Annotated in this window: 28 protein-coding genes; 23 read left to right on the top strand and 5 right to left on the bottom strand. The window is 69.6% G+C overall.

Annotated features, from left to right (window positions below; translation table 11 throughout):
• The first annotated feature begins 17 nt into the window (after window positions 1-17).
• From mreC to mrdA, 3 genes are read left to right on the top strand one after another with little or no spacing between them, the layout of a single operon-like run.
• Window positions 18-929 (top strand): rod shape-determining protein MreC, encoded by a 912-nt coding sequence (mreC, locus tag CAP38_RS13320; protein ID WP_086121903.1) that lies wholly within the window; start codon window positions 18-20, stop codon window positions 927-929.
• On the top strand, window positions 926-1,456 hold the full coding sequence (gene mreD / locus CAP38_RS13315; protein WP_086121902.1) for a rod shape-determining protein MreD: 531 nt from the start codon (window positions 926-928) through the stop codon (window positions 1,454-1,456). Before mreC ends, mreD begins: the two co-directional genes overlap by 4 nt.
• Window position 1,457: 1 nt before the next feature.
• Window positions 1,458-3,401: a penicillin-binding protein 2 gene (gene mrdA / locus CAP38_RS13310; RefSeq protein ID WP_086121901.1), complete on the top strand. Its 1,944-nt coding sequence runs from the start codon at window positions 1,458-1,460 to the stop codon at window positions 3,399-3,401.
• Between the two features lie 21 nt (window positions 3,402-3,422).
• Here mrdA and CAP38_RS13305 read toward each other — a convergent pair whose 3' ends face one another.
• On the bottom strand, window positions 3,423-4,187 hold the full coding sequence (locus tag CAP38_RS13305) for a TSUP family transporter (protein WP_086121900.1): 765 nt from the start codon (window positions 4,185-4,187) through the stop codon (window positions 3,423-3,425).
• 282 nt (window positions 4,188-4,469) lie between these two features.
• On the opposite strand from CAP38_RS13305, the gene CAP38_RS13300 reads away from it, so the two are divergent.
• Both CAP38_RS13300 and CAP38_RS13295 read left to right on the top strand, forming a co-directional pair.
• Window positions 4,470-5,837 (top strand): ammonium transporter, encoded by a 1,368-nt coding sequence (locus tag CAP38_RS13300; protein WP_086121899.1) that lies wholly within the window; start codon window positions 4,470-4,472, stop codon window positions 5,835-5,837.
• 3 nt (window positions 5,838-5,840) lie between these two features.
• Window positions 5,841-6,185 carry a hypothetical protein gene (locus CAP38_RS13295; protein ID WP_086121898.1) on the top strand — a complete coding sequence of 115 codons (345 nt, stop codon included), beginning with the start codon at window positions 5,841-5,843 and terminating at the stop codon, window positions 6,183-6,185.
• 13 nt (window positions 6,186-6,198) lie between these two features.
• Here the strand turns inward: CAP38_RS13295 and CAP38_RS13290 are convergent, their stop codons facing one another.
• The 3 genes from CAP38_RS13290 to CAP38_RS13280 are packed head-to-tail and all read right to left on the bottom strand — an operon-like array spanning window position 6,199 to window position 9,752.
• Window positions 6,199-7,914 (bottom strand): GMC family oxidoreductase, encoded by a 1,716-nt coding sequence (locus tag CAP38_RS13290; protein WP_086121897.1) that lies wholly within the window; start codon window positions 7,912-7,914, stop codon window positions 6,199-6,201.
• Window positions 7,911-8,216 (bottom strand): DUF2007 domain-containing protein, encoded by a 306-nt coding sequence (locus tag CAP38_RS13285; RefSeq protein WP_086121896.1) that lies wholly within the window; start codon window positions 8,214-8,216, stop codon window positions 7,911-7,913. Before CAP38_RS13285 ends, CAP38_RS13290 begins: the two co-directional genes overlap by 4 nt.
• A gap of 24 nt (window positions 8,217-8,240) precedes the next feature.
• Window positions 8,241-9,752, bottom strand: coding sequence for a CoA-acylating methylmalonate-semialdehyde dehydrogenase (locus tag CAP38_RS13280; protein ID WP_086121895.1), 1,512 nt, complete (start codon window positions 9,750-9,752; stop codon window positions 8,241-8,243).
• Window positions 9,753-9,846: 94 nt separating this feature from the next.
• Here CAP38_RS13280 and CAP38_RS13275 point away from each other — a divergent pair, with 94 nt between their 5' ends.
• Window positions 9,847-10,779 carry a LysR family transcriptional regulator gene (locus CAP38_RS13275; RefSeq protein WP_256924454.1) on the top strand — a complete coding sequence of 311 codons (933 nt, stop codon included), beginning with the start codon at window positions 9,847-9,849 and terminating at the stop codon, window positions 10,777-10,779.
• Window positions 10,780-10,890: 111 nt separating this feature from the next.
• Window positions 10,891-11,133, top strand: coding sequence for a hypothetical protein (locus CAP38_RS13270; RefSeq protein ID WP_086121894.1), 243 nt, complete (start codon window positions 10,891-10,893; stop codon window positions 11,131-11,133).
• A 12-nt stretch (window positions 11,134-11,145) separates the two neighbouring features.
• Here CAP38_RS13270 and CAP38_RS13265 read toward each other — a convergent pair whose 3' ends face one another.
• Window positions 11,146-12,024, bottom strand: coding sequence for a transporter substrate-binding domain-containing protein (locus CAP38_RS13265; RefSeq protein ID WP_086121893.1), 879 nt, complete (start codon window positions 12,022-12,024; stop codon window positions 11,146-11,148).
• Window positions 12,025-12,216: 192 nt separating this feature from the next.
• Here CAP38_RS13265 and CAP38_RS13260 point away from each other — a divergent pair, with 192 nt between their 5' ends.
• The 16 genes from CAP38_RS13260 (at window position 12,217) to CAP38_RS13190 (ending at window position 24,955) form a co-directional block, all read left to right on the top strand.
• Window positions 12,217-13,257: a sulfate ABC transporter substrate-binding protein gene (locus tag CAP38_RS13260; RefSeq protein ID WP_086121892.1), complete on the top strand. Its 1,041-nt coding sequence runs from the start codon at window positions 12,217-12,219 to the stop codon at window positions 13,255-13,257.
• A 105-nt stretch (window positions 13,258-13,362) separates the two neighbouring features.
• Entirely contained in the window at window positions 13,363-13,530 is a 168-nt protein-coding gene (locus CAP38_RS15405; RefSeq protein ID WP_179188550.1) for a hypothetical protein, read from the top strand.
• Between the two features lie 24 nt (window positions 13,531-13,554).
• Window positions 13,555-14,139 (top strand): NADPH-dependent FMN reductase, encoded by a 585-nt coding sequence (gene ssuE / locus CAP38_RS13255; protein WP_086121891.1) that lies wholly within the window; start codon window positions 13,555-13,557, stop codon window positions 14,137-14,139.
• Window positions 14,140-14,240: 101 nt separating this feature from the next.
• Entirely contained in the window at window positions 14,241-15,257 is a 1,017-nt protein-coding gene (locus CAP38_RS13250; RefSeq protein ID WP_086121890.1) for a sulfonate ABC transporter substrate-binding protein, read from the top strand.
• A 44-nt stretch (window positions 15,258-15,301) separates the two neighbouring features.
• Window positions 15,302-16,276 carry a sulfonate ABC transporter substrate-binding protein gene (locus CAP38_RS13245; protein WP_086121889.1) on the top strand — a complete coding sequence of 325 codons (975 nt, stop codon included), beginning with the start codon at window positions 15,302-15,304 and terminating at the stop codon, window positions 16,274-16,276.
• Window positions 16,273-17,436, top strand: a complete 1,164-nt coding sequence (ssuD, locus tag CAP38_RS13240) for an FMNH2-dependent alkanesulfonate monooxygenase (protein ID WP_086121888.1) — start codon at window positions 16,273-16,275, stop codon at window positions 17,434-17,436. Before CAP38_RS13245 ends, ssuD begins: the two co-directional genes overlap by 4 nt.
• Before the next feature lie 9 nt (window positions 17,437-17,445).
• On the top strand, window positions 17,446-18,240 hold the full coding sequence (gene ssuC, locus CAP38_RS13235; protein WP_086121887.1) for an aliphatic sulfonate ABC transporter permease SsuC: 795 nt from the start codon (window positions 17,446-17,448) through the stop codon (window positions 18,238-18,240).
• The gene (locus tag CAP38_RS13230; RefSeq protein WP_086121886.1) at window positions 18,237-19,064 is read left to right on the top strand and encodes an ATP-binding cassette domain-containing protein; all 828 of its coding nucleotides are present in this window, start codon (window positions 18,237-18,239) and stop codon (window positions 19,062-19,064) included. Before ssuC ends, CAP38_RS13230 begins: the two co-directional genes overlap by 4 nt.
• Before the next feature lie 32 nt (window positions 19,065-19,096).
• Complete coding sequence (locus CAP38_RS13225) at window positions 19,097-19,312, top strand: molybdopterin-binding protein (RefSeq protein ID WP_086121885.1); 216 nt, start codon at window positions 19,097-19,099, stop codon at window positions 19,310-19,312.
• A gap of 178 nt (window positions 19,313-19,490) precedes the next feature.
• Window positions 19,491-20,063 (top strand): alpha/beta hydrolase, encoded by a 573-nt coding sequence (locus CAP38_RS13220; RefSeq protein ID WP_086121884.1) that lies wholly within the window; start codon window positions 19,491-19,493, stop codon window positions 20,061-20,063.
• A 99-nt stretch (window positions 20,064-20,162) separates the two neighbouring features.
• Window positions 20,163-21,158, top strand: a complete 996-nt coding sequence (locus CAP38_RS13215; RefSeq protein WP_086121883.1) for a sulfate ABC transporter substrate-binding protein — start codon at window positions 20,163-20,165, stop codon at window positions 21,156-21,158.
• Window positions 21,159-21,165: 7 nt separating this feature from the next.
• On the top strand, window positions 21,166-22,047 hold the full coding sequence (cysT, locus tag CAP38_RS13210) for a sulfate ABC transporter permease subunit CysT (RefSeq protein ID WP_086121882.1): 882 nt from the start codon (window positions 21,166-21,168) through the stop codon (window positions 22,045-22,047).
• On the top strand, window positions 22,044-22,931 hold the full coding sequence (gene cysW / locus CAP38_RS13205) for a sulfate ABC transporter permease subunit CysW (protein WP_086121881.1): 888 nt from the start codon (window positions 22,044-22,046) through the stop codon (window positions 22,929-22,931). Before cysT ends, cysW begins: the two co-directional genes overlap by 4 nt.
• Complete coding sequence (locus tag CAP38_RS13200) at window positions 22,928-23,935, top strand: sulfate/molybdate ABC transporter ATP-binding protein (protein ID WP_086121880.1); 1,008 nt, start codon at window positions 22,928-22,930, stop codon at window positions 23,933-23,935. The genes cysW and CAP38_RS13200 overlap by 4 nt, the downstream gene beginning before the upstream one ends.
• Before the next feature lie 16 nt (window positions 23,936-23,951).
• On the top strand, window positions 23,952-24,335 hold the full coding sequence (locus CAP38_RS13195; RefSeq protein WP_086121879.1) for a hypothetical protein: 384 nt from the start codon (window positions 23,952-23,954) through the stop codon (window positions 24,333-24,335).
• On the top strand, window positions 24,332-24,955 hold the full coding sequence (locus tag CAP38_RS13190; RefSeq protein WP_086121878.1) for an exopolysaccharide biosynthesis protein: 624 nt from the start codon (window positions 24,332-24,334) through the stop codon (window positions 24,953-24,955). Before CAP38_RS13195 ends, CAP38_RS13190 begins: the two co-directional genes overlap by 4 nt.
• The last annotated feature ends 9 nt before the right edge of the window (window positions 24,956-24,964 follow it).

Here is a 24,964-nt window from a genome sequence, read left to right as displayed (position 1 = left end):
GTTCCGGGCGAGCCGACATGCCACTGGGCACCCTGGACCGCACCCCCCCGCCCTTCTTCAAGCAGGGCCCGTCGGCCCTGTCCAAGCTGATGGTGTTCAGCGCGATCGCGCTGTTCCTGATGGTGGCCGACCTGCGCTTCAAGGTGGCCACGCCGCTGCGCACCGCGCTGGCCACCGTCATCTACCCCGGCCAGTGGCTGGTGATGCAGCCCATCGAGGCCGCCATCGCGGTGCGGGGCTATTTCACGTCGCTGGAACAGTCGCGCTCGCTGGAGGCCGAGGCCCTGCAGCGGCTGGCGCGCCAGTCCGAACGCAGCCAGCAGGTCGAGCAACTGAGCCTGGAGAACCGCCGACTGCGCGAACTGCTGGCCCTGCGCGAACGCGCGCAGGTCGAAGGCATCGGCGCCCAGGTGCTGTACGACGCGGCCGACCCCTACACCCGCCGTGTGGTGATCGACCGCGGACAGACCCATGGCGTGAAGGCCGGGGCCCCGGTCATCGACGAATCCGGGGTGCTGGGACAGGTCACCCGGGTGTACCCGCTGGTGTCCGAGGTCAGCCTGCTGGTCGACCCCGACCAGGCCATTCCGGTGCTCAATGCGCGCACCGGCGTGCGCAGCATCGCGTTCGGCCAGCCTTCGCGGGCCGGTGACGGCATGGAGCTGCGCTACACCGTGGCCAATGCCGACATCGCGGTGGGCGACCTGCTCACCACCAGCGGTGTGGACGGCGTCTACCCGCCCGGCCTGGCGGTGGCCCGGGTGACCGACATCGAGCGCGCCGCCGACTCGTCGTTCGCCCGCATCCGCTGCGAACCGGTGGCCCGGGTGCAGGCGGCGCTGCACGTGATCGTGCTCAACCTCACCGGCGAGCCCGCACCCTCGGTGCCCGACGAGGCCGCCACCAGTGCCGGGAGGACGTCGCCATGATCATGCGTCCCGGCCAGCAGCTGCTGCTGCCGGCCAACCCGGTCTTCATCTGGCTCAGCCTGATCATGGCCCTGCTGGCCAACATGGTGCTCAACATGGGCCTGTTCGGCCGTGCGGCCTGGGTGCCCGATCTGCTGGCCGTGGTGCTGGTGTTCTGGAGCGTGCACCAGCCGTTGCGGGTGGGCGTGGGTGCTGCCTTCTTCTTCGGCCTGGCCATGGATGTGCACCAGGGTTCGCTGCTGGGCCAGCATGCCCTGGCCTACACGGTGCTGGGCTTCGGTGCGATTGCCATGCACCGGCGGCTGCTGTGGTTCCCGGTGCCCCAGCAGGCGCTGCAGGTGCTGCCCCTGTTCATCGCCGCCAACGTGCTGCAGTGGCTGGTGCGCATGGCGGCGGGCGACCCGTTTCCGGGGATCGAGAACTTCCTCTCACCGGCCATCGAGGCCCTGCTGTGGCCGGTGGTGACGGTGCTGCTGCTGGCACCCCAGCGGCGCGCGCCCGACCCGGACGACAACCGACCGCTCTGACATGACCGAGCTGCGCAACGTCGAGTCCGACCTGGCCCTGTTCCGGACCCGGGTGCTGGTCATCGGCCTGGCCGTGCTGGTGGCCTTCTGTCTGGTGGCCGCACGGCTGGTCTGGCTGCAGGTGGTGCGCCACGACGAGCTGCTGGCCCAGGCCGAGAGCAACCGCACCGCGATCCTGCCGGTGGTGCCCAACCGGGGGCAGATCATCGACCGCACCGGGCGGGTGCTGGCCACCAACTACTCGGCCTACACGCTGGAGATCACGCCGTCCAAGGTGCGCGACCTGGACGCGACCATCGCCGAGCTGACCCGCATCGTGAACATCGAGCCCCGCGACGTGCGCCGCTTCAAGCGGCTGCGCGAGGAATCGCTGAGCTTCGATTCGCTGCCCATCCGCACCCGGCTGACCGACGAGGAGGTGGCCCGCTTTGCCGCCCAGCGCTACCGGTTCCCCGGTGTGGAGGTCAAGGCCCGCCTGCTGCGCCAGTACCCCAACGGCGAGGCCGCCAGCCATGTGGTGGGCTACATCGGCCGCATCAACCAGCGCGAAAAGGAATTGATGGCCGACTGGCCCGAGGAGGACCAGGCCAACTACCGCGGCACCGAATACATCGGCAAGCTCGGCGCCGAACAGCAGTACGAGCAGACCCTGCACGGCGCCACCGGCTTCGAACGGGTCGAGACATCGGCCGGCGGCCGCGCGGTGCGCTCGCTGGCCTCATCGGCGGCCACCCCGGGCGACACCGTGGTGCTCTCCATCGATCTGCAGCTGCAGAAGCTGGTGGAAGAGCTCTTCGGCGAGCGGCGCGGCGCGCTGGTGGCCATCGACCCGCGCAACGGCGAGGTGCTGGCCTTCGTCTCCAAGCCCACCTTCGACCCCAACCTGTTCGTCGACGGCATCGACGTCGAGAACTGGCGGACCCTCAACGAGTCGATCGACAAGCCGCTGCTCAACCGGGCGCTGCGCGGCACCTACCCGCCCGGCTCCACCTACAAGCCCTTCATGGCGCTGGCCGCGCTGGAGACCGGCACCCGCAGTGCGAGCACCGTCATCAACGACCCCGGCTTCTGGATGTTCGGCAACCACCGCTTCCGCAGCCACGGCGACACCGGCCTGGGCGCGGTGGACATGCACCGCAGCATCGTCAAGTCGAGCAACACCTACTACTACTCGCTGGCCAACGAGATGGGCGTGGACCGCATGCACGACTTCATGAAGCCGCTGGGCTTCGGCCAGATCACCGGCATCGACCTCAAGGGCGAGGTGCGCGGCGTGCTGCCCAGCCAGGCCTGGAAACGCGCCACCTACAAACGGCCCGAGCAGCAGCGCTGGTACGCCGGCGAGACCATCTCGCTGGGCATCGGCCAGGGCTACAACAACTTCACCATGCTGCAGCTGGCCCATGCCATGGCCACCCTGGCCAACGGCGGCGTGCAGCACAAGCCCCACCTCACGCTGGCCACGCAGAGCGTCATCACCGGCGAGCGCACGCCCATTCCGCGCCCCGAGCCGGTGAACCTGGGCTACAAGGCGGAGCATGTGGCCACCGTGCTGCGCGCCATGCAGGCCGTGACCACCGAGGGCACGTCCACCCGCGTGTTTGCGGGGGCGTCCTACACCAGCGGCGGCAAGACCGGCACCGCCCAGGCGGTGACCATCGGCCAGAAGGACAAGTACGACGCCCGCAAGCTCGAAGAGCACCAGCGCGACCACTCGCTGTACGTGGCCTTCGCCCCGGTGGATGCGCCGCGGGTGGCGCTGGCGGTGGTGGTGGAGAACGCCGGTTTCGGTGCGGCCGCCGCAGCCCCCATCGCGCGGCGGGTGTTCGATTACCTCATCGCCGGCCTCTACCCCAACCCGCAGGACATCGCCGCCGTCCAGCAGGGGCAGGCGGGCGCGCCCCTGGGCACGCCGCTCAAGCTGAGCGACATGACGCCGCAGTGACCGCCCGGTGCTGCCCTGGCTTCAGGGCATCCGCACCCAGGCGTCCCACCCGGTCTTGAGGATCAGGGCCGACACCACCACGATGAAGGCGATCCGCACGAAGCCGCTGCCGTGCTTGAGCGCCATGCGGGTGCCCAGCACGCTGCCCACCACATTGGCCAGGCCCAGGGCCACCACGTAGTGCCACCAGATGTGGCCCTTCCACGCAAACAGCGACAGGGCCGCCACGTTGGACGCCACATTGAGCAGCTTGGCGCTGGCGCTGGCGTGCAGGAAGTCGTAGCCCAGCCAGCGCACGAACAGGAACACCAGAAAGCTGCCGGTGCCCGGGCCGAAGAAGCCGTCGTAGAAGCCGATGGTCGCGCCCAGCACGCAGGCGGCGGCGGTCTCGCGCCGGCCGCTGAAACGCGGCGCGTGGTCGCGGCCGAGGTCCTTGCGGGCCAGGGTGTAGATGAGCACCGCCAGCAGCACCAGCGGCAGCAAGGCCCGCAGCGCGTCGGGCGAGACCTGGGTGACCACCCAGGCGCCCAGCATGGAGCCGGCAAAGGCCAGGCCGGCGGCCGGCAACAGGGCCTGCCAGGGCATCTCGACCCGCCGGGCGTACTGGAACGTGGCCGAAACGGTGCCCCAGACCGAGGCGCTCTTGTTGACCCCCAGCAAGGTGGCCGGATGGGCCGACGGGAAGGTGGCAAACAGGGCGGGCAGCAGGATCAGGCCGCCGCCGCCCACGATGGAGTCGACGAAGCCGGCGGCCAGCGAGGCCAGGGAGATGAGCAGGAGTTCCATGGGGCGGTCAGGGCAATCGGCGATTGTCGCCGCCTGCGATGGCCAAAAAAAAGCCGACCTGGACAGGTCGGCTGGGATGCGTCCGGCGGCCTCTGTGGGCCTTGATCCGGGTGTGTTCTGGTTGGACTGGGTTGTCTCCTCGGTCCCCCGCGGTTCGCCGCAGGGGCTGCGGCAGCGAGTGCATGCACTGTAGGGTATGGCACCAGCACAGTGCATACGGGCTTTCCCTGCATTGGCACAGGAAATGCTGAATGGCCGTACCTGTTACGAAAGGTATGCCCGATGCACCGGATTCGACGCTTTTCCCGCTCGTTTCACCTTCTGTCGCACCGTTCTGTGGCCCTGGCGACCCTCTGGGCTTCTGTGGGCGCCGCAGGCACCGCCGCCGCCCAGGCACCCAGCGGTCCCGCCCTGGTGGCCGCGAACACCCTGCAAGGCGCCGACACCGCCTGGCTGATGGTCAGCACCGCACTCGTGCTGCTGATGACGCTGCCCGGCATTGCACTGTTCTATGGCGGCATGGTGCGCCGCTTCAATGTGATCAACACCATGGCCAGCGTGGTGGGCATTGCGGCCCTGGTCAGCGTGCTGTGGTTTGCGCTGGCGTATTCGCTGGCCTTCACGCCAGGAGGAGCGGCCGGCGGCTTCATCGGCGGGCTGGAGCGCATCGGCTTTGCCGGGCTGGACTTTCTGGGCAGCACCGGACAGGTGGCGGTGAGCCACATGGCCAAACATGTGCCCGAATCGGTCTTTGCGATGTTCCAGCTCACGTTCGCCATCATCACCTGCGCCCTGGTGGTGGGCGCCCTGGTGGAACGCATGCGGTTTGCGGCCCTGCTGATCTTCACCGGGCTGTGGCTGCTGGCGGTGTACGTGCCGATCGCGCACTGGGTGTGGGAGCCGGGTGGCTGGCTGGCACAGCTGGGCGCACTGGACTTTGCCGGCGGCGCGGTGGTGCACATCAATGCCGGTGCGGCGGCGCTGGTGGTGGCCTATGCCCTGGGGCCGCGCAGCGGCTACGGCCGTGAGCCCTTCGTGCCCTTCAACCTGGGCCTGACCATGGCGGGCACCGGCCTGCTGTGGGTGGGCTGGTTCGGCTTCAATGCCGGCTCGGCGCTGGCCGCCGACGGCCGCGCGGGCCTGGCCATGGCCGTCACTCACCTGGCGGCTGCCAGCGGCGCCATCGCCTGGATGGCGGCCGAGTGGCTGGCCCGCAAGCGCGCCACGTTGCTGGGCCTGTGCTCGGGCGTGGTGGCCGGGCTGGTGGCCATCACGCCGGCGGCCGGCTTCGTGACGCTGCGTGGGGCGCTGGTGATCGGCCTGGTGGCCGGCGTGGCCTGCTACTGGGGCGCCACCGCCCTCAAGCGCATGCTGCGCGCCGACGATTCGCTCGATGTCTTCGGCGTGCACGGCGTGGGCGGCCTGGTGGGTGCGGTGCTCACCGGCCTGCTGGCCGATCCGGCCATCTCGGGCGTGCAGGCCAGTCTGTCGGCCCAGCTGATCGCGTGCGTGGCGGTGCTGGGCTACAGCGTGGTCATGACCACCGTGGTGCTGTGGATCACCTCGCGCTTCGTGGCCTTGCGGGTGACCGAGGGGGCCGAGCGCACCGGACTGGACCTGTCGCTGCACAACGAACAGCTGGGGCACTGAAGCATGAGCGGATCGAACGACCTGTTCGGCATCGCGGCCCACCTGCACGTGCTGCTGCGGCGCAAGACCGGCCGGGTGACCGACACCGAGTGGATGGCGGTGAATGCCGACTACGCGCGCGAGATTGCGCGGGTGGCCCGGCGCGCCGCCGAGGTGGACGGCCACGCCGAACTGCTGCCCTGGGCCGAGAAGCTCGAAGCCGCGCTGCAGGCCCGGCTGGAGCCGCAGCGCAAGCCGCTGCTGCAGGCTGCGGCCGACACGCTGCGGGCCGGTCAGGTGCCGGTCACGCCGGTGCCGCCCGACACACCGGCCTCGCCCGACAGCAAGTACGTGGGCCGTCTGCGCTGACGGGCCGGGCGGCTCACTGCCCGGCCATGATCCAGCGCGCAGCGCGCTCGGCCATCATGAGGGTGGGGCTGTTGGTGTTGCCGCTGGTGATGACCGGCATGACGCCGGCATCCACCACGCGCAGGCCGGCGATGCCGCGCACCCGCAGATGGCTGTCGACCACCGCCATCGGATCGTCGGCCCGGCCCATGCGGGTGGTGCCCACCGGATGGAAGATGGTGCTGGCAATGTCGCCGGCCAGGCGGGCCAGCTCCTCGTCGGTCTGGTACTGGACGCCGGGCTTGAACTCCTCCGGCCGGTATGGCGCCAGGGCCGGTTGCGCCACGATGCGCCGCGTCACCCGCAGGCTGTCGGCCGCCACCTGGCGGTCTTCCGGCGTGCTCAGGTAGTTCGGCGCAATGGCCGGTGCGTCCTCGAAGCGCGGGCTGGTGATGCGCACATGACCCCGGCTGGTGGGGTTGAGGTTGCACACGCTGGCGGTGAAGGCCGGAAAGGCGTGCAGCGGCTCGCCGAAAGCGTCCAGGCTGAGCGGCTGCACGTGGTACTGGATGTTGGGATACGGCTGATCCGGCGAGCTGCGCGTGAAGGCGCCCAGCTGGCTGGGCGCCATGCTCATGGGGCCGGAGCGCTTGAGCAGGTACTCCAGACCGATCATGGCCTTGCCCCAGACCGAGCTGGCCAGGGTGTTGAGCGTCTTGACGCCCTGCACCTTGTAGACCGAGCGGATCTGCAGGTGGTCCTGCAGGTTCTCGCCCACGCCCGGCAGGTCATGCACCACCGGCACGCCGTGCTGCTGCAGCAGGGCCGCCGGGCCGATGCCCGAGAGCTGCAGGATCTGCGGCGAACCGACCGCGCCCGCGCACAGGATGACTTCGCCCGCCGCATGGGCAGTGAGCATCTCGGTGCCGGTCCACACCTGCACGCCGGTGCAGCGCTTGAGGCCGTCGGCGCGGGTCTCCACCAGCAGGCGCGAGACCTGGGCCGTGGTCCAGAGCTCGAAATTGGGCCGGGCATAGCAGGTGGGCCGCAGGAAGGCCTTGGCGGTGTTCCAGCGCCAGCCCGAGCGCTGGTTGACCTCGAAGTAGCCCACGCCCTCGTTGTTGCCGCGGTTGAAATCCTCGCTGGCCGGAATGCCGGCCTGCTGCGCGGCCTGGGCAAAGGCGTCCAGCACGTCCCAGCGCAGGCGCTGCTTCTCCACCCGCCACTCGCCGCCGGCCTGGCGCTCGCGCATCACCTTGCGCCACGGATCGTCAGCCGGACCTTCGGTGAGCAGCTCGGCCGGCACCCCCTGGGCGCCGTGCCAGCCGGAGGCGCCCTTGTAGTGGTCTTCGTGCAGCTTGAAATAAGGCAGCACCCGGTCCCAGGACCAGTCGTCGTCGCCGGTGATCTCGGACCAGCGCTGGTAGTCGCGCTGCTGGCCGCGCATGTAGATCATGCCGTTGATGCTGGAGCAGCCCCCCAGCGTCTTGCCGCGCGGATAGCGCAGCCGGCGGCCGTTGAGCCCGGCGTCGGCTTCGGTCTGATACAGCCAGTCGGTGCGCGGGTTGCCGATGCAGTAGAGGTAGCCCACCGGAATGTGGATCCAGTGGTAGTCGTCCTTGGCACCGGCCTCGATCAGCAGCACCCGCTTCGAGGGGTCCGCGGTGAGCCGGTTGGCCAGCAGACATCCAGCGGTGCCCGCGCCGATGATGATGTAGTCGAATGTCTGGTCGTTGTCTGCGGTGCTCATGGGTCAGACCCCTTGTTCATGTCGTCGTCGCCGGATTCGTCCAGGCGGTAATCACCCCGGTGGAAGGCGGCCAGCACCGCCTCGGCCTGCGTCCTGCATTGCTCGGGCACCAGCACCCGCACCGGAATGGCCGGCGCCAGCAGGCCATGGGCCTGCACCAGGTGCGCGTCGGCCACCGCCGCCGGCACCCCGGCCGCCTGCAGCACCCCGCGCAACATGAACGCCTCCAGCGGCTGGAAGACCGTGGTCAGGGTGACCCAGTCCCCAAGCTCCGGCGTGTAAGAACTGTTCAGCTCATCCATGCCAGGCGGGGGCTCACGGGGGCGTCACTTCGCCGTGGGCATGACGAATTCGGCGCCCTTGGCCGTGGTCTCCGGCCAGCGCTGCATGATCGACTTCTGCTTGGTGTAGAAGCGCACGCCCTCTTCACCGTAGGCGTGCATGTCGCCGAACAGGCTCTTCTTCCAGCCGCCGAAGCCGTGCCAGGCCATGGGCACCGGGATCGGCACGTTGATGCCGACCATGCCGACCTGGATGCGGCGCGCGAACTCGCGGGCCACGTTGCCGTCGCGGGTGAAGCAGCTCACGCCGTTGCCGAACTCGTGGTCGTTGATGATCTGCACCGCCTGGGCGAAGTCGGCCACGCGCACGCACGAGAGCACCGGGCCGAAGATCTCTTCCTTGTAGATCTTCATGTCGGTGGTGACATGGTCGAACAGCGTGCCACCCAGCCAGAAGCCCTTGTCGCAGCCCTCGCCGGCCACCTTGCCGTCGAACACGCGGCCATCGACCAGCAGCTTGGCGCCTTCCTTGACGCCGGCATCGATGTAGCCGGTGATGCGCTGGCGCGCCACGTCGGTGACGATGGGGCCCATCTCGGCGGCCAGGTTGGTGCCGTTGAGCACCTTCAGGGCCCGGGTGCGCTCGATCAGCTTGGGCATGATCTTCTCGGCCACGTCGCCCACCAGCACCGCCACGCTGATGGCCATGCAGCGCTCGCCGGCCGAGCCGTAGGCAGCACCGATCAGGGCATCCACCGCCTGGTCGAGGTCGGCGTCGGGCATGACCACCATGTGGTTCTTGGCGCCGCCCAGGGCCTGCACCCGCTTGCCGTGGTGCGCGCCGGTCTCGTAGATGTAGTTGGCAATGGGGGTGGAGCCGACGAAGCTGATGGCCTTCACGTCCGGGTGCACCAGCAGCGCGTCCACGGCTTCCTTGTCGCCCTGCACCACGTTGTACACGCCGTCGGGCAGGCCGGCCTTCTTGAGCAGTTCGCCCATGAACAGGCTGGGGGTGGGATCGATCGGGCTGGGCTTGAGGATGAAGGTGTTGCCCGCGGCAATGGCCACCGGGAACATCCACATGGGCACCATGACCGGAAAGTTGAACGGGGTGATGCCGGCCACCACGCCCAGCGGCTGGCGCAGGGTCCAGTTGTCCATGCCGGTGGAGACCTGGTCGGTGAAATCGCCCTTGAGCAGCTGCGGGATGCCGCAGGCGAATTCCACGATGTCGATGCCGCGCGCCACTTCGCCCTGCGCATCGGTGAACACCTTGCCGTGCTCGGCGGTGATCATGCGGGCCAGGTCGTCCTTGTGCTGGTTGAGCAGCTCCAGGAACTTGAACATCACGCGGGCGCGGCGGATGGGCGGGGTGTCGGCCCAGGCCGGGAAGGCGGCGCGGGCAGCGGCCACGGCGGTGTCGACATCGGCGGTGCTGGCCAGGGCCACGCGGCCGGTCACGGCACCGGTGGCGGGGTTGAAGACGTCCTGTGCACGGGTGGACTGACCGGCCACGACCGCGCCGTTGATGTAGTGATTGATATTTGTGATGCTCATGGCATGGTCTCCTGAATAAACCGCTATTGTGCAAATGGTCAACGATAAAAACCAATGAGAATGGCGAAACTCAATTATCAGTTTCGCAAATAACGTGGCCGCCATCCCCGCCCCGCTGCCCCGGCTGCCTGCCATCGACCCGCAGACGCTACGCGCCTTCGTGGCCGTCGCCCGCGAGGGCAATGTGTCGCGGGCCGCCACCCGGCTGCACCTGAGCCAGCCGGCGGTCAGCCTGCAGCTGCGCACCCTGGCGGAGGCCACCGGCCTGCAGCTGTTCACCCGCACCGCGCAGGGCATGGCGCTCACGCGCGACGGTGCCGCCCTGCTGCCCCTGGCCGACAAGGCCCTGGCCGGTCTGGCCGAGTTCGGTCAGGCCGCGGCGGCGCTGCACACCACGGTGCGCGGCACCCTGCGCATCGGCACCATCCTCGACCCCGAGTTCACCCGCCTGGGCGCCTTCCTCAAGCAGCTGGTGGAAACCAGCCCGCAGGTCGACACGGCGCTGCGCCAGGGCATGAGCGGCGACGTGCTGGCCCTCATCGACCGGGGCGAGCTCGATGTGGGCTTCCACCTCGACCTGCCGGACGACCCGCTGGGCGCCGAGTGGCTGGTGCGCCCGCTGACCCGTTTCACCTACCGGGTGCTGGCCCCCGCCGGCTGGGGCCCGCAGGTGCGCGACAGGGACTGGAAGGCCCTGGCCAGCCTGCCCTGGCTGGCCACGCCGCCGGCCAGTGCCCACCACCGGCTGCAGCGGCGGGTGTTCGGCCCCGGTTCGATCACCGGGCTGGAGCCGCGCCGGGTGGCGCTGGTCGACCAGGAGGCGTCCATGCTCGACCTGGTGCGCAGCGGGGTGGGGCTGTCGCTGGTGCGCGATGCCATTGCCATCCGCGAGGCACAGGCGCGGGGCCTGGTGATCGCCGACCGGGTGGCGCTGGACTGCGAACTGAGCTTCGTCTGCCGGGCCAGCCGCTCCGGCGAACCGGTGATCGCTGCCGCCTGGGCGGCGCTGGACACCGTCTGGGCCTGAACGATGCCGGCCCCGCTGCCGGCGGTCGATCTCATCGGATGGTGATGACGCTCACCGCAGCACGCCGCAGACTGCCGCACTTCGCCGATCCGGCACCACCTTCGCTCGGCCATGCAACCCTTCGAACCCACCCACACCGATCACCGCCTTCCCGTCACGCTGCGCCATGAAGCCGACGCCGCGCCGGATTTCCGCTCCAGCACCCTCCAGCCCGATCCGGACGACCCCATCGCCTGGCGGCGACGCCCCCAGGGTCCGGCGGCCTCGCGGCCCGGCTGGCTGGTGCCGGCCTTGCTCGCCACGGTGCTGCTGCTCACCGCCTCGGCGGCCGGGTGGGCCTGGTATGCGGGCTGACGCCCGACCGCCTCATCGCCAGCGGGCGAGTTCGTCCTTGAGCGCCGGCGACATCGGCAGGTTGATGGACCGGCTGAACGGAGGCAAGGGTCCCATGAACCAGCGCTGGTAGGACGCCTCCAGCAGGCCGCTGCGGTTGGCCTGCACCAGGGCGTCGTTGACCGTCTTGAGCAGTTGCGGATCGCCCGGGCGCACGGCAATCGCGATGGGTTCGCTGGCGAGCACCTGCGGCAGCAGGGTGTAGGCCTCGGGGTTGCGCCCCTGGGACAGCTGGGTGAGCAGCAGCACGTCATCGCGCAGATAGCCCTTGGCCCATCCCAGTTCGAGCTGACCCATGGCAGCCAACGGGTCAAGGGCGCGTGCCACCTTCCAGCCCCGCTCGGCCGCACGCTGGGTCGCCAGGGTGTCTGCCGTGGTGCGCCCGACCACCACCACCGACTGGTCGCGCAGCTGATCGACATGGCCGATGCCGTCGGACGAGCGCACCAGCACCCGCATCTGCGCCACGAACACCGTGTGCGAGAACGCCATGGCGTGGCGCCGCTCCGGGGTGTCGGACGTGGCCGAACACAACAGGTCGACCGTGCCGGCCTGCAGATAGCGCACCACCTGGTCCGCCGCCACTTCGACCGGATTGACCCGCAGGACCTTGCCGGTGGCGGCCTGCACCCGCTCCACCGCGGACTGGCACAGATCCAGCATGTAACCCGCCGGCCGGCCCTGGCCGTCGCGGAAGGAGAAGGGCGATGCGTCCACCCGGTAGCCCAGATTGATCTGGCCGCGGGCCGCGATCTGCTGCAGCACCGTCTGGGCCGATGCCGCCACACACCCCAGGGCGGTCATGAGCAGGACCGCCGGGCGGCCGAGCGGGGCGGGACGCAGGAAGGACATGGCGCTCTCCTTGGTAGTCGGGCAAATGTAAGCAAGTGCAACGTGTCTGCCAAGCTGGGCAACCCCAGTACCCGAGGCTCAGATGTTTTGGTCATAAGCAAGCAAAAACGTATTCGTTCCCTTTCTGAGGGCTCGGCGGAATCATGCGGTCCATCAACCACCGGGCTTAGGCCCTCTGAAAGGACCCCCACCATGACCACCCGCCGCCATCTGATCCAGGCCCTGCCGGCCGTTGCTTTTGCCGCCACCCTCGCCACCGGCCTGGCCCTGCCCGCCACCGCCCTGGCCCAGGCCGCGCCCGCCCCGGTGACCCTGCTCAACGTCTCGTACGACCCGACCCGCGAGCTGTACGTGGACATCAACGCTGCCTTCGCCAAGGCGTGGAAGGCCAAGACCGGCCAGGACGTGACCATCAAGCAGAGCCACGGTGGCTCGGGCAAGCAGGCCCGCTCCATCATCGACGGCCTGGACGCCGACGTGGCCACGCTGGCCCTGGCCGGCGACACCGACGCCCTGCACACCAACGGCAACTGGATTCCCAAGGACTGGCAAAAACGTCTGCCGCTCAACAGCACGCCCTACGCGTCCACCATCGTGCTGGTCACCCGGGCCGGCAACCCCAAGAACATCAAGGACTGGGACGACCTGATCCGCCCCGACGTGAAGGTCATCACCCCCAACCCCAAGACCTCGGGTGGCGCGCGCTGGAACTACCTGGCCGCCTGGGAGTTCGCCAAGCGCAAGTACGGCAGCGACGCCAAGGCCCAGGAGTTCGTGGGCAAGCTCTACAACAACGTGCCGGTGCTCGACACCGGCGCGCGCGGCTCGACCATCTCGTTCTCGCAGCGCAACCAGGGTGACGTGCTGATCGCCTGGGAGAACGAGGCCTACCTGCTGGAGAAGGAATTCGGCAACAAGGTGGACTTCGTCTACCCCAGCCTGTCCATCCTGGCCGAACCGGCCGTGACGATCGTGGACAAGAACGTCGACAAGAAAGGCACCCGTGCCGTGGCGCAGGCCTATCTGGAGTTCCTCTATACCGAAGAAGCCCAGGACCTGATCGGCAAGCACTTCTACCGCCCGACCTCCACCAAGGCCCAGGCCAAGTACGCCAAGCAGCTGCCCAAGATCAACCTGTTCAAGATCGACGACGCCTTCGGCGGCTGGACCCAGGCGTCCAAGGTGCACTTCGCCGACGGCGGTACCTTCGACCAGATCTACACCCGCAAGTGATGCAGCCGGCCCGACGGGCCTGCTGACCCCGCCCCTCCCCCGCCCCCCGCACCGAACGCCCCTGCCGACGCAGGGGCGCGGGCTTCCTGTTGCCGGAGAAAAGCCATGTTCCCCGAATCCGAGATCGACACCCGCGCCAGCCTGCACGCCCCGGAATCGTTCCGGGCCGACCAGGAGACGGTCTGGGAGCGCTGGGCCTGGCGCGCCATGGTGGCGCTGATCGCCGGCTTCGGCCTGGCCCTGCTGTGGCTGCCGCTGCCCGGCACGAACTGACCCCTGCCTCCCTGAAAGCCCCCTGTGTCCATCCTCCTGATCGCCGGCAGCCCGTCCGAACATTCCCGCTCCGCCGCCCTGCTCGACGCGGTGGCCCAGCGCCTGCACACCCAGCACCTGCCGGTGGACCGGCTGCACATCCGCGACCTCTCGCCCCAGGCCCTGCTGCTGGCCGACTTTCAGCACAAGACCATCACCCGCGCCCTGGCCCAGGTGGAGAGCGCCCGCGCCGTCGTGGTGGCCACCCCGGTCTACAAGGCGGCCTACAGCGGCGTGCTCAAGGTGTTCCTCGATCTGCTGCCGCAGTCGGGCCTGAAAGGCAAGGCGGTGCTGCCGCTGGCCACCGGCGGCAGCCCCCACCACATGCTGGCGCTCGACTACGCGCTGCGCCCGGTGCTGCAGTCGCTGGGCGCGCGGCACATCCTGCCCGGCGTGTACGCCACCGACGCCCAGGTGCCCAAGGACGACGAAGGCCGCTATCGGGTGGGCGAGGAGATCGCCAGCCGGCTGGACGACGGCGTGTCGGCCCTGCTGCACGAGGGCCTGCGAATGCCGGTGTCGGCCGCCTTCGCGCCGGTGCCGTTTGCCCAGGTGCGATGTAGCGTCTGACGCCCCCGCCCCCACGTTTTCACCCCGTCCCCTCACCCGCTCCGCTGCCCGCCCCGCAGCGGGCCAGGCCGGCTGTTGCCGCCCTCTTTCGGAGATCCGTCATGCACCACCCGCTCGAAGTCACTTCGCCTTTCCTCCCGCCCCAGCACCGCCGCCACTGGCTGCGCCTGGTGGCCACCACCCTGGCCTCCTGGGGCATGACCCCGGGCGCACAGGCCCAGGTGCCGGGCGCGCCGCGCCAGCTGCGCATCGGCTACCAGAAATCGGCCGTCAACCTGGTCATTGCCAAGCAGTCGGGCTGGCTGGAAGCGCGCCTGCCTGGCACCCAGGTGAGCTGGATCGAGTTCCCCGCCGGCCCGCAGCTGCTCGAAGCCCTGTCGGTGGGCAGCCTGGAGTTCGGGCTGACCGGCGATTCGCCCCCGGTGTTTGCCCAGGCCGCCGGCAAGGACCTGCTGTATGTGGGCGCCGAGCCGCCCAAGCCCGACAGCTCGGCCCTGCTGGTGCCGGCGAATTCGCCGCTCAAAACCCTGGCCGACCTGCGCGGCCGCAAGGTCGCGGTGCAGAAGGGCTCCAGCGCCCACTACCTGCTGGTGCGGGCGGTGGAGAAGGCCGGCCTGGGCTGGGCCGACATCCAGCCCGTCTACCTGGTGCCGGCCGATGCGCGCGCCGCCTTTGAGCGCGGCAGCGTGGACGCCTGGGCCATCTGGGACCCGTTCTATGCCGCCACCGAACTGGCCCTGCGCCCGCGCGCCCTGGTCACCGGCCGCGAGCTGGCCAGCAACAACTCCTTCTACCTGGCCTCGCGCCCGTTCGTGACCGACCACCCGGCCACGCTGCAGGTGCTGTTCGAGGAACTGACCCGCGCCGACCGGCTGGCGCAGCAGCAGCGGCCGCAGGCCATCAAGCTGATCTCGGCCTTCAGCGGCCTGGACGCCGGCGTGGTCAGCCTGTTCCTGCAGCGCCGCCCGGCCTCGCCGGTGGCGCCCCTGTCGCCGGCCACCGTGGCCGACCAGCAGCGCGTGGCCGACGCCTTCCACCGCCTCGGGTTGATTCCGCGCCCGGTGGTGGTGGCCGACATCGTCTGGCAACCGGCCAAGGCCCAGGTGGCCGCCCGCTGAGATCTTCATCCCCACCCGTCCGCTTTACCCATCAGGAGTTCACCATGAGACTGCCCTCCCACCTGCCCCGCCGCACCGTGCTGCAACTGGCCGCCGGCGCGGCCGTGACCGGCCTTGCCGGTCTGTCGATCCCCAACGCCCTGGCCCAGACCGCGCCCGCCAGCGGCCCGCGCGTGCTGCGCATCGGCCACCAGAAAGGCCTGCTGAGCGTGCTCAAGGGCCGCGGCACGCTGGAGCAGCGCCTGGCGCCGCTGGGCGTGAAGGTCACCTGGACCGAGTTCCCCGCCGGACCGGTGCAGCTCGAAGCCCTCAATGTGGGCTCGATCGACTTCGGCGACGTGGGCGAAGCCCCGCCCATCTTTGCCCAGGCCGCCGGTGCGCCGCTGGCCTATGTGGCCGCCACCCCGCCCCGCCCGGCCCTGGAGGCGGTGCTGCTGCCCGCCAGCTCGGACGTGCGCAGCGTGGCCGACCTCAAGGGCCGCAAGGTGGCCTACAACAAGGGCTCCAACGTGCAGTACTTCCTGGCCAGGCTGCTGGAGAAGAACGGCCTGAAGTACACAGATGTGCAGCATGTGCACCTGCCGCCGGCCGACGCCCGCGCCGCATTCGAGAAGGGATCGGTGGACGCCTGGGTCATCTGGGACCCGTTCCTGGCCGCTGCCGAGGTCACGCTCGGTGCGCGTGTGCTGGCCGACGCCCAGGGTGTGGTCAACAACCGCTACTACTACTTCTCTTCACTGAACTATGCCGCGCGCAATGCGGATGTGATCAAGGTCGTCATCGACGAGCTCGACAAGGTGGACCAGTGGGCCGCCGCCAACCGCTCGGCACTGGCCGCCGAGCTGTCGCAGCTCTGGGGCCTGCCACGCGCCGTGGTGGACAAGTCGGTGGCACGCACGGTGTACGGCACCACGCCGATCACCCGCGCCATCCTGCAGGAACAGCAGGCCATTGCCGACACCTTCTTCGACCTCAAGCTGCTGCCGCGCCGCATCAACCTGCTGGAGGCCGCGGTATGAAGGTCTTCTGGTTCATTCCCACCCATGGCGACAGCCGTTACCTCGGCACCGGCGAGGGTGCGCGCCAGCTCAGCCACGACTACCTCAAGCAGGTGGCGCAGGCCGCCGACAGCCTGGGCTACGAGGGCGTGCTGATCCCCACCGGCCGCTCCTGCGAAGACCCCTGGGTGGTGGCCGCCAGCCTGCTGCCGGTGACCCAGCGGCTGAAGTTCCTGGTGGCCGTGCGCCCGGGCCTGCACCAGCCCTCGCTGGCGGCGCGCATGGCCGCCACCTTCGACCGCCTCTCCGGCGGCCGCCTGCTGATCAACCTGGTGACCGGGGGCGACCGGGCCGAGCTCGAAGGCGACGGCGTGTTCCTGGACCATGCCAAACGCTACGAGCAGTCGGCCGAGTTCATCCGCATCTGGCGCGAGATCCTCACGCGCAGCCACGACGGCGAGAGCTTCGACTTCGACGGCGAGCACCTGCAGGTCAAGGGTGCCAAGCTGCTCTACCCGCCGCTGCAGCAGCCCCATCCGCCGGTGTGGTTCGGTGGCTCGTCCGAGCCGGCGCACGAACTGGCGGCCGAACAGGTGGACACCTACCTCACCTGGGGCGAGCCCCCAGCCGAGGTGGCCAGGAAGGTGGCCGACGTGAAGGCCCGCGCCGCCCGGCGGGGCCGCACGGTGAAGTTCGGCATCCGCCTGCATGTGATCGTGCGCGAGACCGAGGAAGAAGCCTGGGCCGACGCCGACCGCCTGATCAGCCGGCTGGACGACGACACCGTCATCCGCGCCCAGGCGGCGTTCGCGAAGATGGACTCCGAAGGCCAGCGCCGCATGGCCGCGCTGCACGCGGGTGGCGCCAAACGCAGCCGCGCCGACCTGGAGATCAGCCCCAACCTGTGGGCCGGTGTGGGCCTGGTGCGCGGCGGTGCCGGCACCGCCCTGGTGGGCGACCCCAAGACCGTGGCCGCACGGCTGCAGGAATACGCCGACCTCGGCCTGGACACCTTCATCCTCTCGGGCTACCCGCACCTGGAGGAGGCCTACCGGTTCGCCGAACTGGTGTTCCCGCTGCTGCCGCTGTCGCTGCGCGAGAAGCTGCCCGGGGCCACGCCGCTGGGCCCGTTCGGCGAGGCGGTGGCCAATGTGTTCGTGCCGCGCGCATCGCAGAGCTGAGGTGGCCGCATGAACCGTACCTACCAAGCCGTCCTGCAGCGGCTGCTGCCCTGGCTGGTGCCGCTGGGTCTGATCGCGGTCTGGCAGATCTCGGCCCAGACCGGCTGGCTCTCGTCCCGTGTGCTGCCGGCCCCCTGGGACGTGCTGCGCGCCGCGGCGGCCCTGGCCACCTCCGGCGAACTCTGGACCCATGTCCAGGTGAGCGCCGGCCGGGCCTTGCTGGGCCTGGCCATCGGCGGCGGGCTGGGCCTGCTGCTGGGCCTGCTCACCGGCTCGGTGCGCACCGCCGAAACCCTGCTGGACTCCACCATCCAGATGGTGCGCAACATCCCGGCGCTGGCGCTCATCCCGCTGGTGATCCTGTGGTTCGGCATCGACGAGGCGGCCAAGCTGTTCCTCATTTCGGTGGCGGTGTTCTTCCCGATCTACCTCAACACCTTCCACGGCATCCGCAATGTGGACCCGGGCCTGATCGAGATGGGCCGCACCTACGGGCTCTCGCGCTGGGGGCTCTACACCCGCATCATCCTGCCGGGGGCGCTCTCGTCCATCCTGGTGGGGCTGCGGTTCTCGCTCGGGCTGATGTGGGTGATCCTGATCGTGGCCGAGACCATCTCGGCCCAGGCCGGCATCGGTTACCTGACCATGAACGCCCGCGAGTTCCTTCAGACCGACGTGGTGCTGGTGGGCATCCTGCTGTACGCCCTGCTGGGCAAGCTGGCCGATGTGTTCGCCCGTGCGCTGGAGCGCTGGTGGCTGCGCTGGCACCCGGGTTACCAGCGCGTGGCCGGAGGTGCGGCATGAAGCCCCATGACCTCCCCACCGAACTGGTTCCTGCGGCCGGCGGCGTGCGCCTGACGCTGCGGGCCTTGAGCAAGCGCTTCGGCCCGCGCGAGGTGCTGCGCGACAACCACCTCGACATCGCGCCCGGCGAGTTCGTGGCCATCGTCGGCCGCAGCGGCTGCGGCAAGAGCACGCTGCTGCGGCTGGTGGCCGGGCTGGACAGCCCCAGCAGCGGCGAGCTGCTGATCGACGGCACACCGGTGCAGGGCCTGCGCGAGAGCACCCGCATCATGTTCCAGGACTCGCGGTTGCTGCCCTGGGCCCGGGTGCTGGACAACGTGGCCCTGGGCCTGCCGGCCGCCGAGCGCGAGCGCGCCCGCGACGTGCTGGCCCAGGTCGGTCTGGGCGACCGCACCGGCGACTGGCCGGCCCGCCTCTCCGGCGGGCAACGCCAGCGCGTGGCCCTGGCCCGCGCCCTGGTGCACCGGCCCCGCCTGCTGCTGCTGGACGAGCCGCTGGGCGCCCTCGATGCGCTCACCCGCATCGAGATGCACGCGCTCATCGAAGGCCTGTGGCAACGGCACGGCTTCACCGCACTGCTGGTCACCCACGACGTGCAGGAAGCGGTGGCCCTGGCCGACCGGGTGCTGCTGATCGAGGACGGGGCCATCGCCCTGGACCAGCGCATTGCCCTGCCGCGCCCGCGCCGGCAGGGCGACCCCGCCTTTGCCGCGCTGGAAAAGACCATCCTCGACCGGGTGCTGCAACTGCCCGATGCCGAACCGGCCACGCCCGACGCCTCCTGGCCGCCGGCCGCTGCCCATGCCCTGCGCTGGGCCATCTGACCCTTTTCATCCCCTCCCCATCAGGAACCACCATGACCATTCAAGCCATCAATGTGCGCAACCAGTTCAAGGGCCGTGTGCGCGAAATCATCCGCGGCGATGTCGTCTCCGAAGTCGACGTCGAAACGCCCTGGGGCATCGTCACTTCCGTCATCACCACCCGATCGGTCGACGACCTCGGCCTGTCCGTGGGCAGCGAGGTGGTGGCCCTGGTGAAGTCCACCGAGGTGTCCATCGCCAAGCTCTGACCCTTCATGTGAACCCTGTCCGGGTTGTCTCCCGCCGTTCCCGCGGCGTTGCAGGGGCTGGCCGTCGCGCAAGCGGGTCAGCCCCTTTTTTCAGGGCCGTCTTAACAACTCGGGGCTATTAACAAACAAAAAGGTATTGGTTCCGGAAATGAACCCGCCTTTCCACAATCGCCGGACCATGAGTTCCACCCCCATCGTCATCGTGCCCGGCTGGCGCAATTCCGGGCCCGGCCACTGGCAGAGCCTGTGGGCCGACCAGCTGCCCCATGCCCGGCGGGTCGAGCAGGACGACTGGGTCACGCCCCGGCGCGACGCCTGGGTGGCCGAGCTGGCCCGCACCGTCACGCAGGCGGCCGACGACGGCGGGCCGGTGGTGGTGGTGGCCCACAGCCTGGGCTGCATCGCCACCGCCCACCTGCCGCCGGAGGTCATGCGCCACATCGTCGGGGCGCTGCTGGTGGCACCCGCCGACCCGGAGCGCCGGGGCGTGCTGGCCGACTTTGCGCCGGTGCCCTACCAGCCGCTGCCCTTCCGCAGCATGGTGGTGGCCAGCAGCAACGACCCCTACTGCCCGGTGCGGCTGGCCGGCGCCTATGCCCGCGCCTGGGGCAGCGAGTTCGTGCGGCTCAACAACGCCGGCCACATCAACGTGGCGTCGGGTCACGGCCCCTGGCCGCTGGGCCTGGGGCTGCTGCAGTCGCTGCTGGCCCCGCTGCCTGCCCCGCCCCGGACCGAAACCTCTCATGCCTGATCGTCATAAGAAAACAAGAAAACTGTCGTTTGTGATCTGAAGCATCACACCCAGAATCCACAGCCTCCCGGAAACCGCCCCCTTTCACCCACGCCCACCATGAACACCGCCCTCCGCTCCACCCTGGCCGCTCTGGCCTTCGGCATCGCCGGCATCACACAGGCCCAGAACGTCGTGCTCAATGTGTCGTACGACGTGTCCCGCGAGTTCTACAAGGACTTCAACGCCGCCTTCGCCGCCCACCACAAGAAGACCACCGGCCAGGACATCACGCTGAACCAGTCGCACGCCGGCTCGAGCGCCCAGGCGCGCGCCGTGGCCGACGGCCTGGAAGCCGATGTGGTGACCTTCAACACCACCACCGACGTCGATTTCCTGGCGGACAAGGGCGTGGTGGCCAAGGACTGGCGCCAGAAATTCCCCCACAACGCCGCGCCCACCACCAGCACCATGCTGTTCCTGGTGCGCAACGGCAACCCCAAGAACATCAAGGACTGGCCCGACCTGATCAAGCCCGGTGTGCAGGTGGTGGTGGTCAACCCCAAGACCGGCGGCAACGGCCGCATGGCCTACCTAGCCGCCTGGGGCTATGTGCGCAGCACCGGTGGCACCGACGAGCAGGCCGCCGAGTTCGTGAGCAAGCTCTACAAGAACGTGCCGGTGCTGGCCCGGGGTGGTCGTGATGCCACCGGCGTCTTCCTGCAGCGCAACATCGGCGACGTGCTGGTGACCTTCGAGTCCGAGGTGGTGTCGGTCGACCGCGAGTTCGGCGCCGGCAAGGTGGATGCGGTGCACCCCAGCGCCAGCATCGTGGCCGAGAACCCGGTCGCCGTGGTCGAGCGCACCGCCGCCAAGAAGGGCAGCGGCGCCCTGGCCAAGGCCTACCTGGACTACCTCTACAGCCCGGAAGGCCAGGAAATCGCGGCCAAACACAACATCCGCCCGCGCAACGAGGCGGTGCTGAAAAAGTACGCCAGCGCCTTCAAGCCGATCAAGCTGTTCACCGTGGAGCAGTACTTCGGTTCGCTGGCCGAAGCGCAGAAGGTGCACTTCAACGACGGCGGCAAGTTCGACGCCCTCTACACGAACCGCTGAGCCCGTCATGAGCGCCTCCACCACGCTGGCCACGCCGGCTGCAGCCCCGAGGCCGTCCACGCGCGCCACGCGGCGCGTGCTGCCGGGCTTCCACCTCACGCTCGGGTATACGCTGTTCTACCTGTTCCTGATCGTGCTGATTCCCCTGTCGGCCCTGCTGTTCAAGACCTTCTCGCTGACCTGGGTGCAGTTCGTGGAAGCTGTCACCTCGCCGCGCGTGATGGCCTCGTACCGGCTGACCTTCGGCGCCTCGCTGATCGCCGCCGTGGTCAATGTGTTCGCCGGCCTGCTGGTGGCATGGGTGCTGGTGCGCTACGAGTTCCCGGGCAAGAAGATCGCCGACGCCCTGGTGGACCTGCCGTTCGCCCTGCCCACCGCCGTGGCCGGCATCTCGCTGACCGCGCTGCTGGCCGGCAACGGCTGGATCGGCCAGTACCTGGAGCCGCTGGGCATCCAGCTGGCCTTCCAGCCGGCCGGCGTGGTGATCGCCCTCATCTTCATCGGCCTGCCCTTCGTGGTGCGCACGGTGCAGCCGGTGCTCGAAGACGCCGAGAAAGAGCTGGAAGAGGCCGCCATGTGCCTGGGTGCCACCCGCTGGCAGACCTTTGCCCGCGTCATCCTGCCCACCATCGGCCCGGCCCTGCTGACCGGCTTCGCCATGGCCTTTGCGCGCGCCGTCGGCGAATACGGCTCGGTGATCTTCATTGCCGGCAACGTGCCCATGGTGTCCGAGATCACGCCGCTGATCATCATCGGCAAGCTCGAGCAGTACGACTACGCCGGCGCCACCGCCGTGGCCACCGTCATGCTGGGCATCTCCTTCATCCTCCTGCTGATCATCAACGGCCTGCAGGCCTGGCAGCGCCGCCGCTCGGGAGCCTCGGCATGAGCATCAAGACCACCGAATCGCGCGCGGTTCGCATCACCCTGGTGGCACTCGCCCTGGGCTTCATGGCGCTGTTCCTGGTGCTGCCGCTGGCCGCCGTGTTCACCGAGGCGCTGCGCAAGGGCTGGGACGCCTACCTGGAAGCGCTCAAGGAACCCGACGCCTGGGCCGCCATCCGCCTGACCCTCATCACCGCCGCCGTGGCGGTGCCGCTGAACCTGGTCTTCGGCGTGGCCGCGGCCTGGGCGATTGCCAAGTTCGACTTCCGGGGCAAGGCCTTCCTGACCACGCTGATCGACCTGCCGTTCTCGGTCTCGCCGGTGGTGGCGGGCCTGATCTATGTGCTGGTATTCGGCGCCCAGGGCTGGCTCGGCCCGTGGCTGGCGGCACACGACATCAAGATCATCTTTGCGGTGCCCGGCATCATCCTGGCCACCACCTTCGTGACCTTCCCCTTCATCGCGCGCGAACTCATCCCGTTGATGCAGGCCCAGGGCAACGAGGAAGAGCAGGCGGCCCAGGTGCTGGGCGCCACCGGCTGGCAGACCTTCTGGTTCGTCACCCTGCCCAACATCAAATGGGGCCTGCTGTACGGCGTGATCCTGTGCAATGCGCGCGCCATGGGCGAGTTCGGCGCGGTGTCGGTGGTCTCGGGCCACATCCGCGGCCAGACCAACACCATGCCGCTGCACGTGGAGGTCCTCTACAACGAATACCAGTCGGTGGCGGCCTTTGCCGTGGCCTCGCTGCTGGCCCTGCTGGCCATCGTCACCCTGGTCATCAAGAGCGTCATCGAATGGCGTCATGAGCGCGAGATGCGCGCCGCCGCCGAGCTGCCGCCGGAGCGTCCGGCGCCGGCCACCCTGATCCTGAAGGAAGCGTCATGAGCATCGCCATCCAGAACATCTCCAAGCATTTCGGCACCTTCCATGCGCTGAACGACATCCACCTGGACATCGGCTCGGGCGAGCTGCTGGCCCTGCTCGGCCCCTCGGGCTGCGGCAAGACCACGCTGCTGCGCATCATCGCCGGCCTGGAGACGGCCGACGCCGGCAGCATCCTGTTCAGCGGCGAGGACGCCACCGACAAGCATGTGCGCGAGCGCGGCGTGGGCTTCGTGTTCCAGCACTACGCGCTGTTCCGCCACATGACCGTGGCCGACAACGTGGCCTTCGGCCTGCGGGTCAAGCCGCGCCGCGAGCGCCCGAGCGAGAAGCAGATCCAGGCCAAGGTGCACGAACTCCTCAGTCTGGTGCAGCTGGACTGGCTGGCCGACCGCTATCCCTCGCAGCTCTCGGGTGGCCAGCGCCAGCGCATCGCCCTGGCCCGCGCCCTGGCGGTGGAGCCGCAGGTGCTGCTGCTCGACGAGCCCTTCGGTGCGCTGGACGCCCAGGTGCGCAAGGAACTGCGCCGCTGGCTGCGCCGCCTGCACGACGAACTGCACGTGACCAGCATCTTCGTGACCCACGACCAGGAAGAAGCCCTGGAAGTGGCCGACCGCGTGGTGCTCATGAACCACGGCCGCATCGAACAGGTGGGCAGCCCGCGCGAGGTGTGGGAGCACCCGGCCACCCCGTTCGTGGCCAGCTTCCTGGGCGGCGTGCCCCTGGTGGGCGACGGCACCCGGCCGCTGCGCCCGCACGAGCTGCAGGTGCAGCGCCTGCTGCCCGGCCAGCCGGTGCCGGCCGGTGCGGTCACCGCCACGCTGCGCCGCGCCTTGGTGCTCGACCCGGTGGTGCGCCTGGAGCTGGAGCCCTCGCACGGCGAGCGCGAACTCATCGAAGCCCGGCTGGCCACGGCCGCCTTCCACCAGCTCGGCCTGCGCGAAGGCGATGCGGTGCTGGTGAGTCCGAGGAACTCTGCCCTGCAATCGCAGTCTGTGGAGGCATGAACCACGGAGGAACCGCATGAAGACCCTGATCTGGGCCGCCTTTGCGCTGCTGGCGCTGATCTGGACCGGACTGGCCGCCCTGTCGGCCGGGCTGGCGCAATGGCTGATCGGGGCTGTGGCCTCGGGTGAGGCCACGCAGGCGGCCACCACCATCGGCCAGTGGCCGATCCCGGCCTGGGCTGCACTGTGGATCGACCCGGCCTGGGTGCAGGGGCTGCAGCTCATGTGGCTGGACCTGGTGCAGTGGCTCTCGCAGGTGCTGCCCTCCATTGACGGCCTAGGCGGCTGGATCAGCGCCCTGGTGTGGCTGGGCTGGGGCATCGGCCTGGTGACGCTGCTGGTGGTCTGCGGCGGGCTGCACTGGCTCGCCGGCCGGGTGTCGCAGCCGCGCCCGGCATGAGCGAGCCCCTGGCGCGCCGGCTGCGCGCAGCCGCCGATCAACACGCGCAGTCGCCCGACCTGAAGCTCAATGTGCGCGAGCTGGTGCAGCTGCACGGCGACGCCTCCACCGCCGTGCTGCTGATGCTGATGTCGGCGCTCACCGTCATCCCCATTGCCGGCGCCGGCACCGTGCTGAGCTTTGCCATCGTGGCCCTGGCCTGGGCCTGGCTGCGCGGGCACGACGAATTCCCCCTGCCCCGCCGCGTGGGCGACCTCACCCTCAACGAAACCTGGACCCGGCGCTGCCTGCACGGCCTGGCCTGGACCTACGAACGCGCCCACCGCTGGCTGCGCCCGCGCTGGGCGGTGTGGAGCCACGGCGCCACCCGGGCGCTGTGGAGCGGCTGGATCGTGCTGATGGCGGGTGTCATCTTCCTGCCGCTGCCTTTCGGCAACGTGCTGCCCAGCATCAGCCTGATCCTGCTGAGCCTGGGCTGGATGGCGCGCGACGGCCTGGCCCTGCTGGCCTCGGGCGTGGTGGGTGTGGCCGCCCTGGCCTACACCGCCTCGCTGGGCCATGTGGCGCTGGACCTGCTGAACAGCGGCCTGGACCGCGTGCGGCCCTGGCTCGGCCTGTGACCGCCGCCC

This window comes from Hydrogenophaga sp. IBVHS2, assembly GCF_002127215.1.
Classification (GTDB): Bacteria; Pseudomonadota; Gammaproteobacteria; order Burkholderiales; family Burkholderiaceae_C; genus Hydrogenophaga.
Note: the sequence above shows the minus strand (reverse complement) of the source record. Positions and strands in the feature narration are given on the sequence as shown.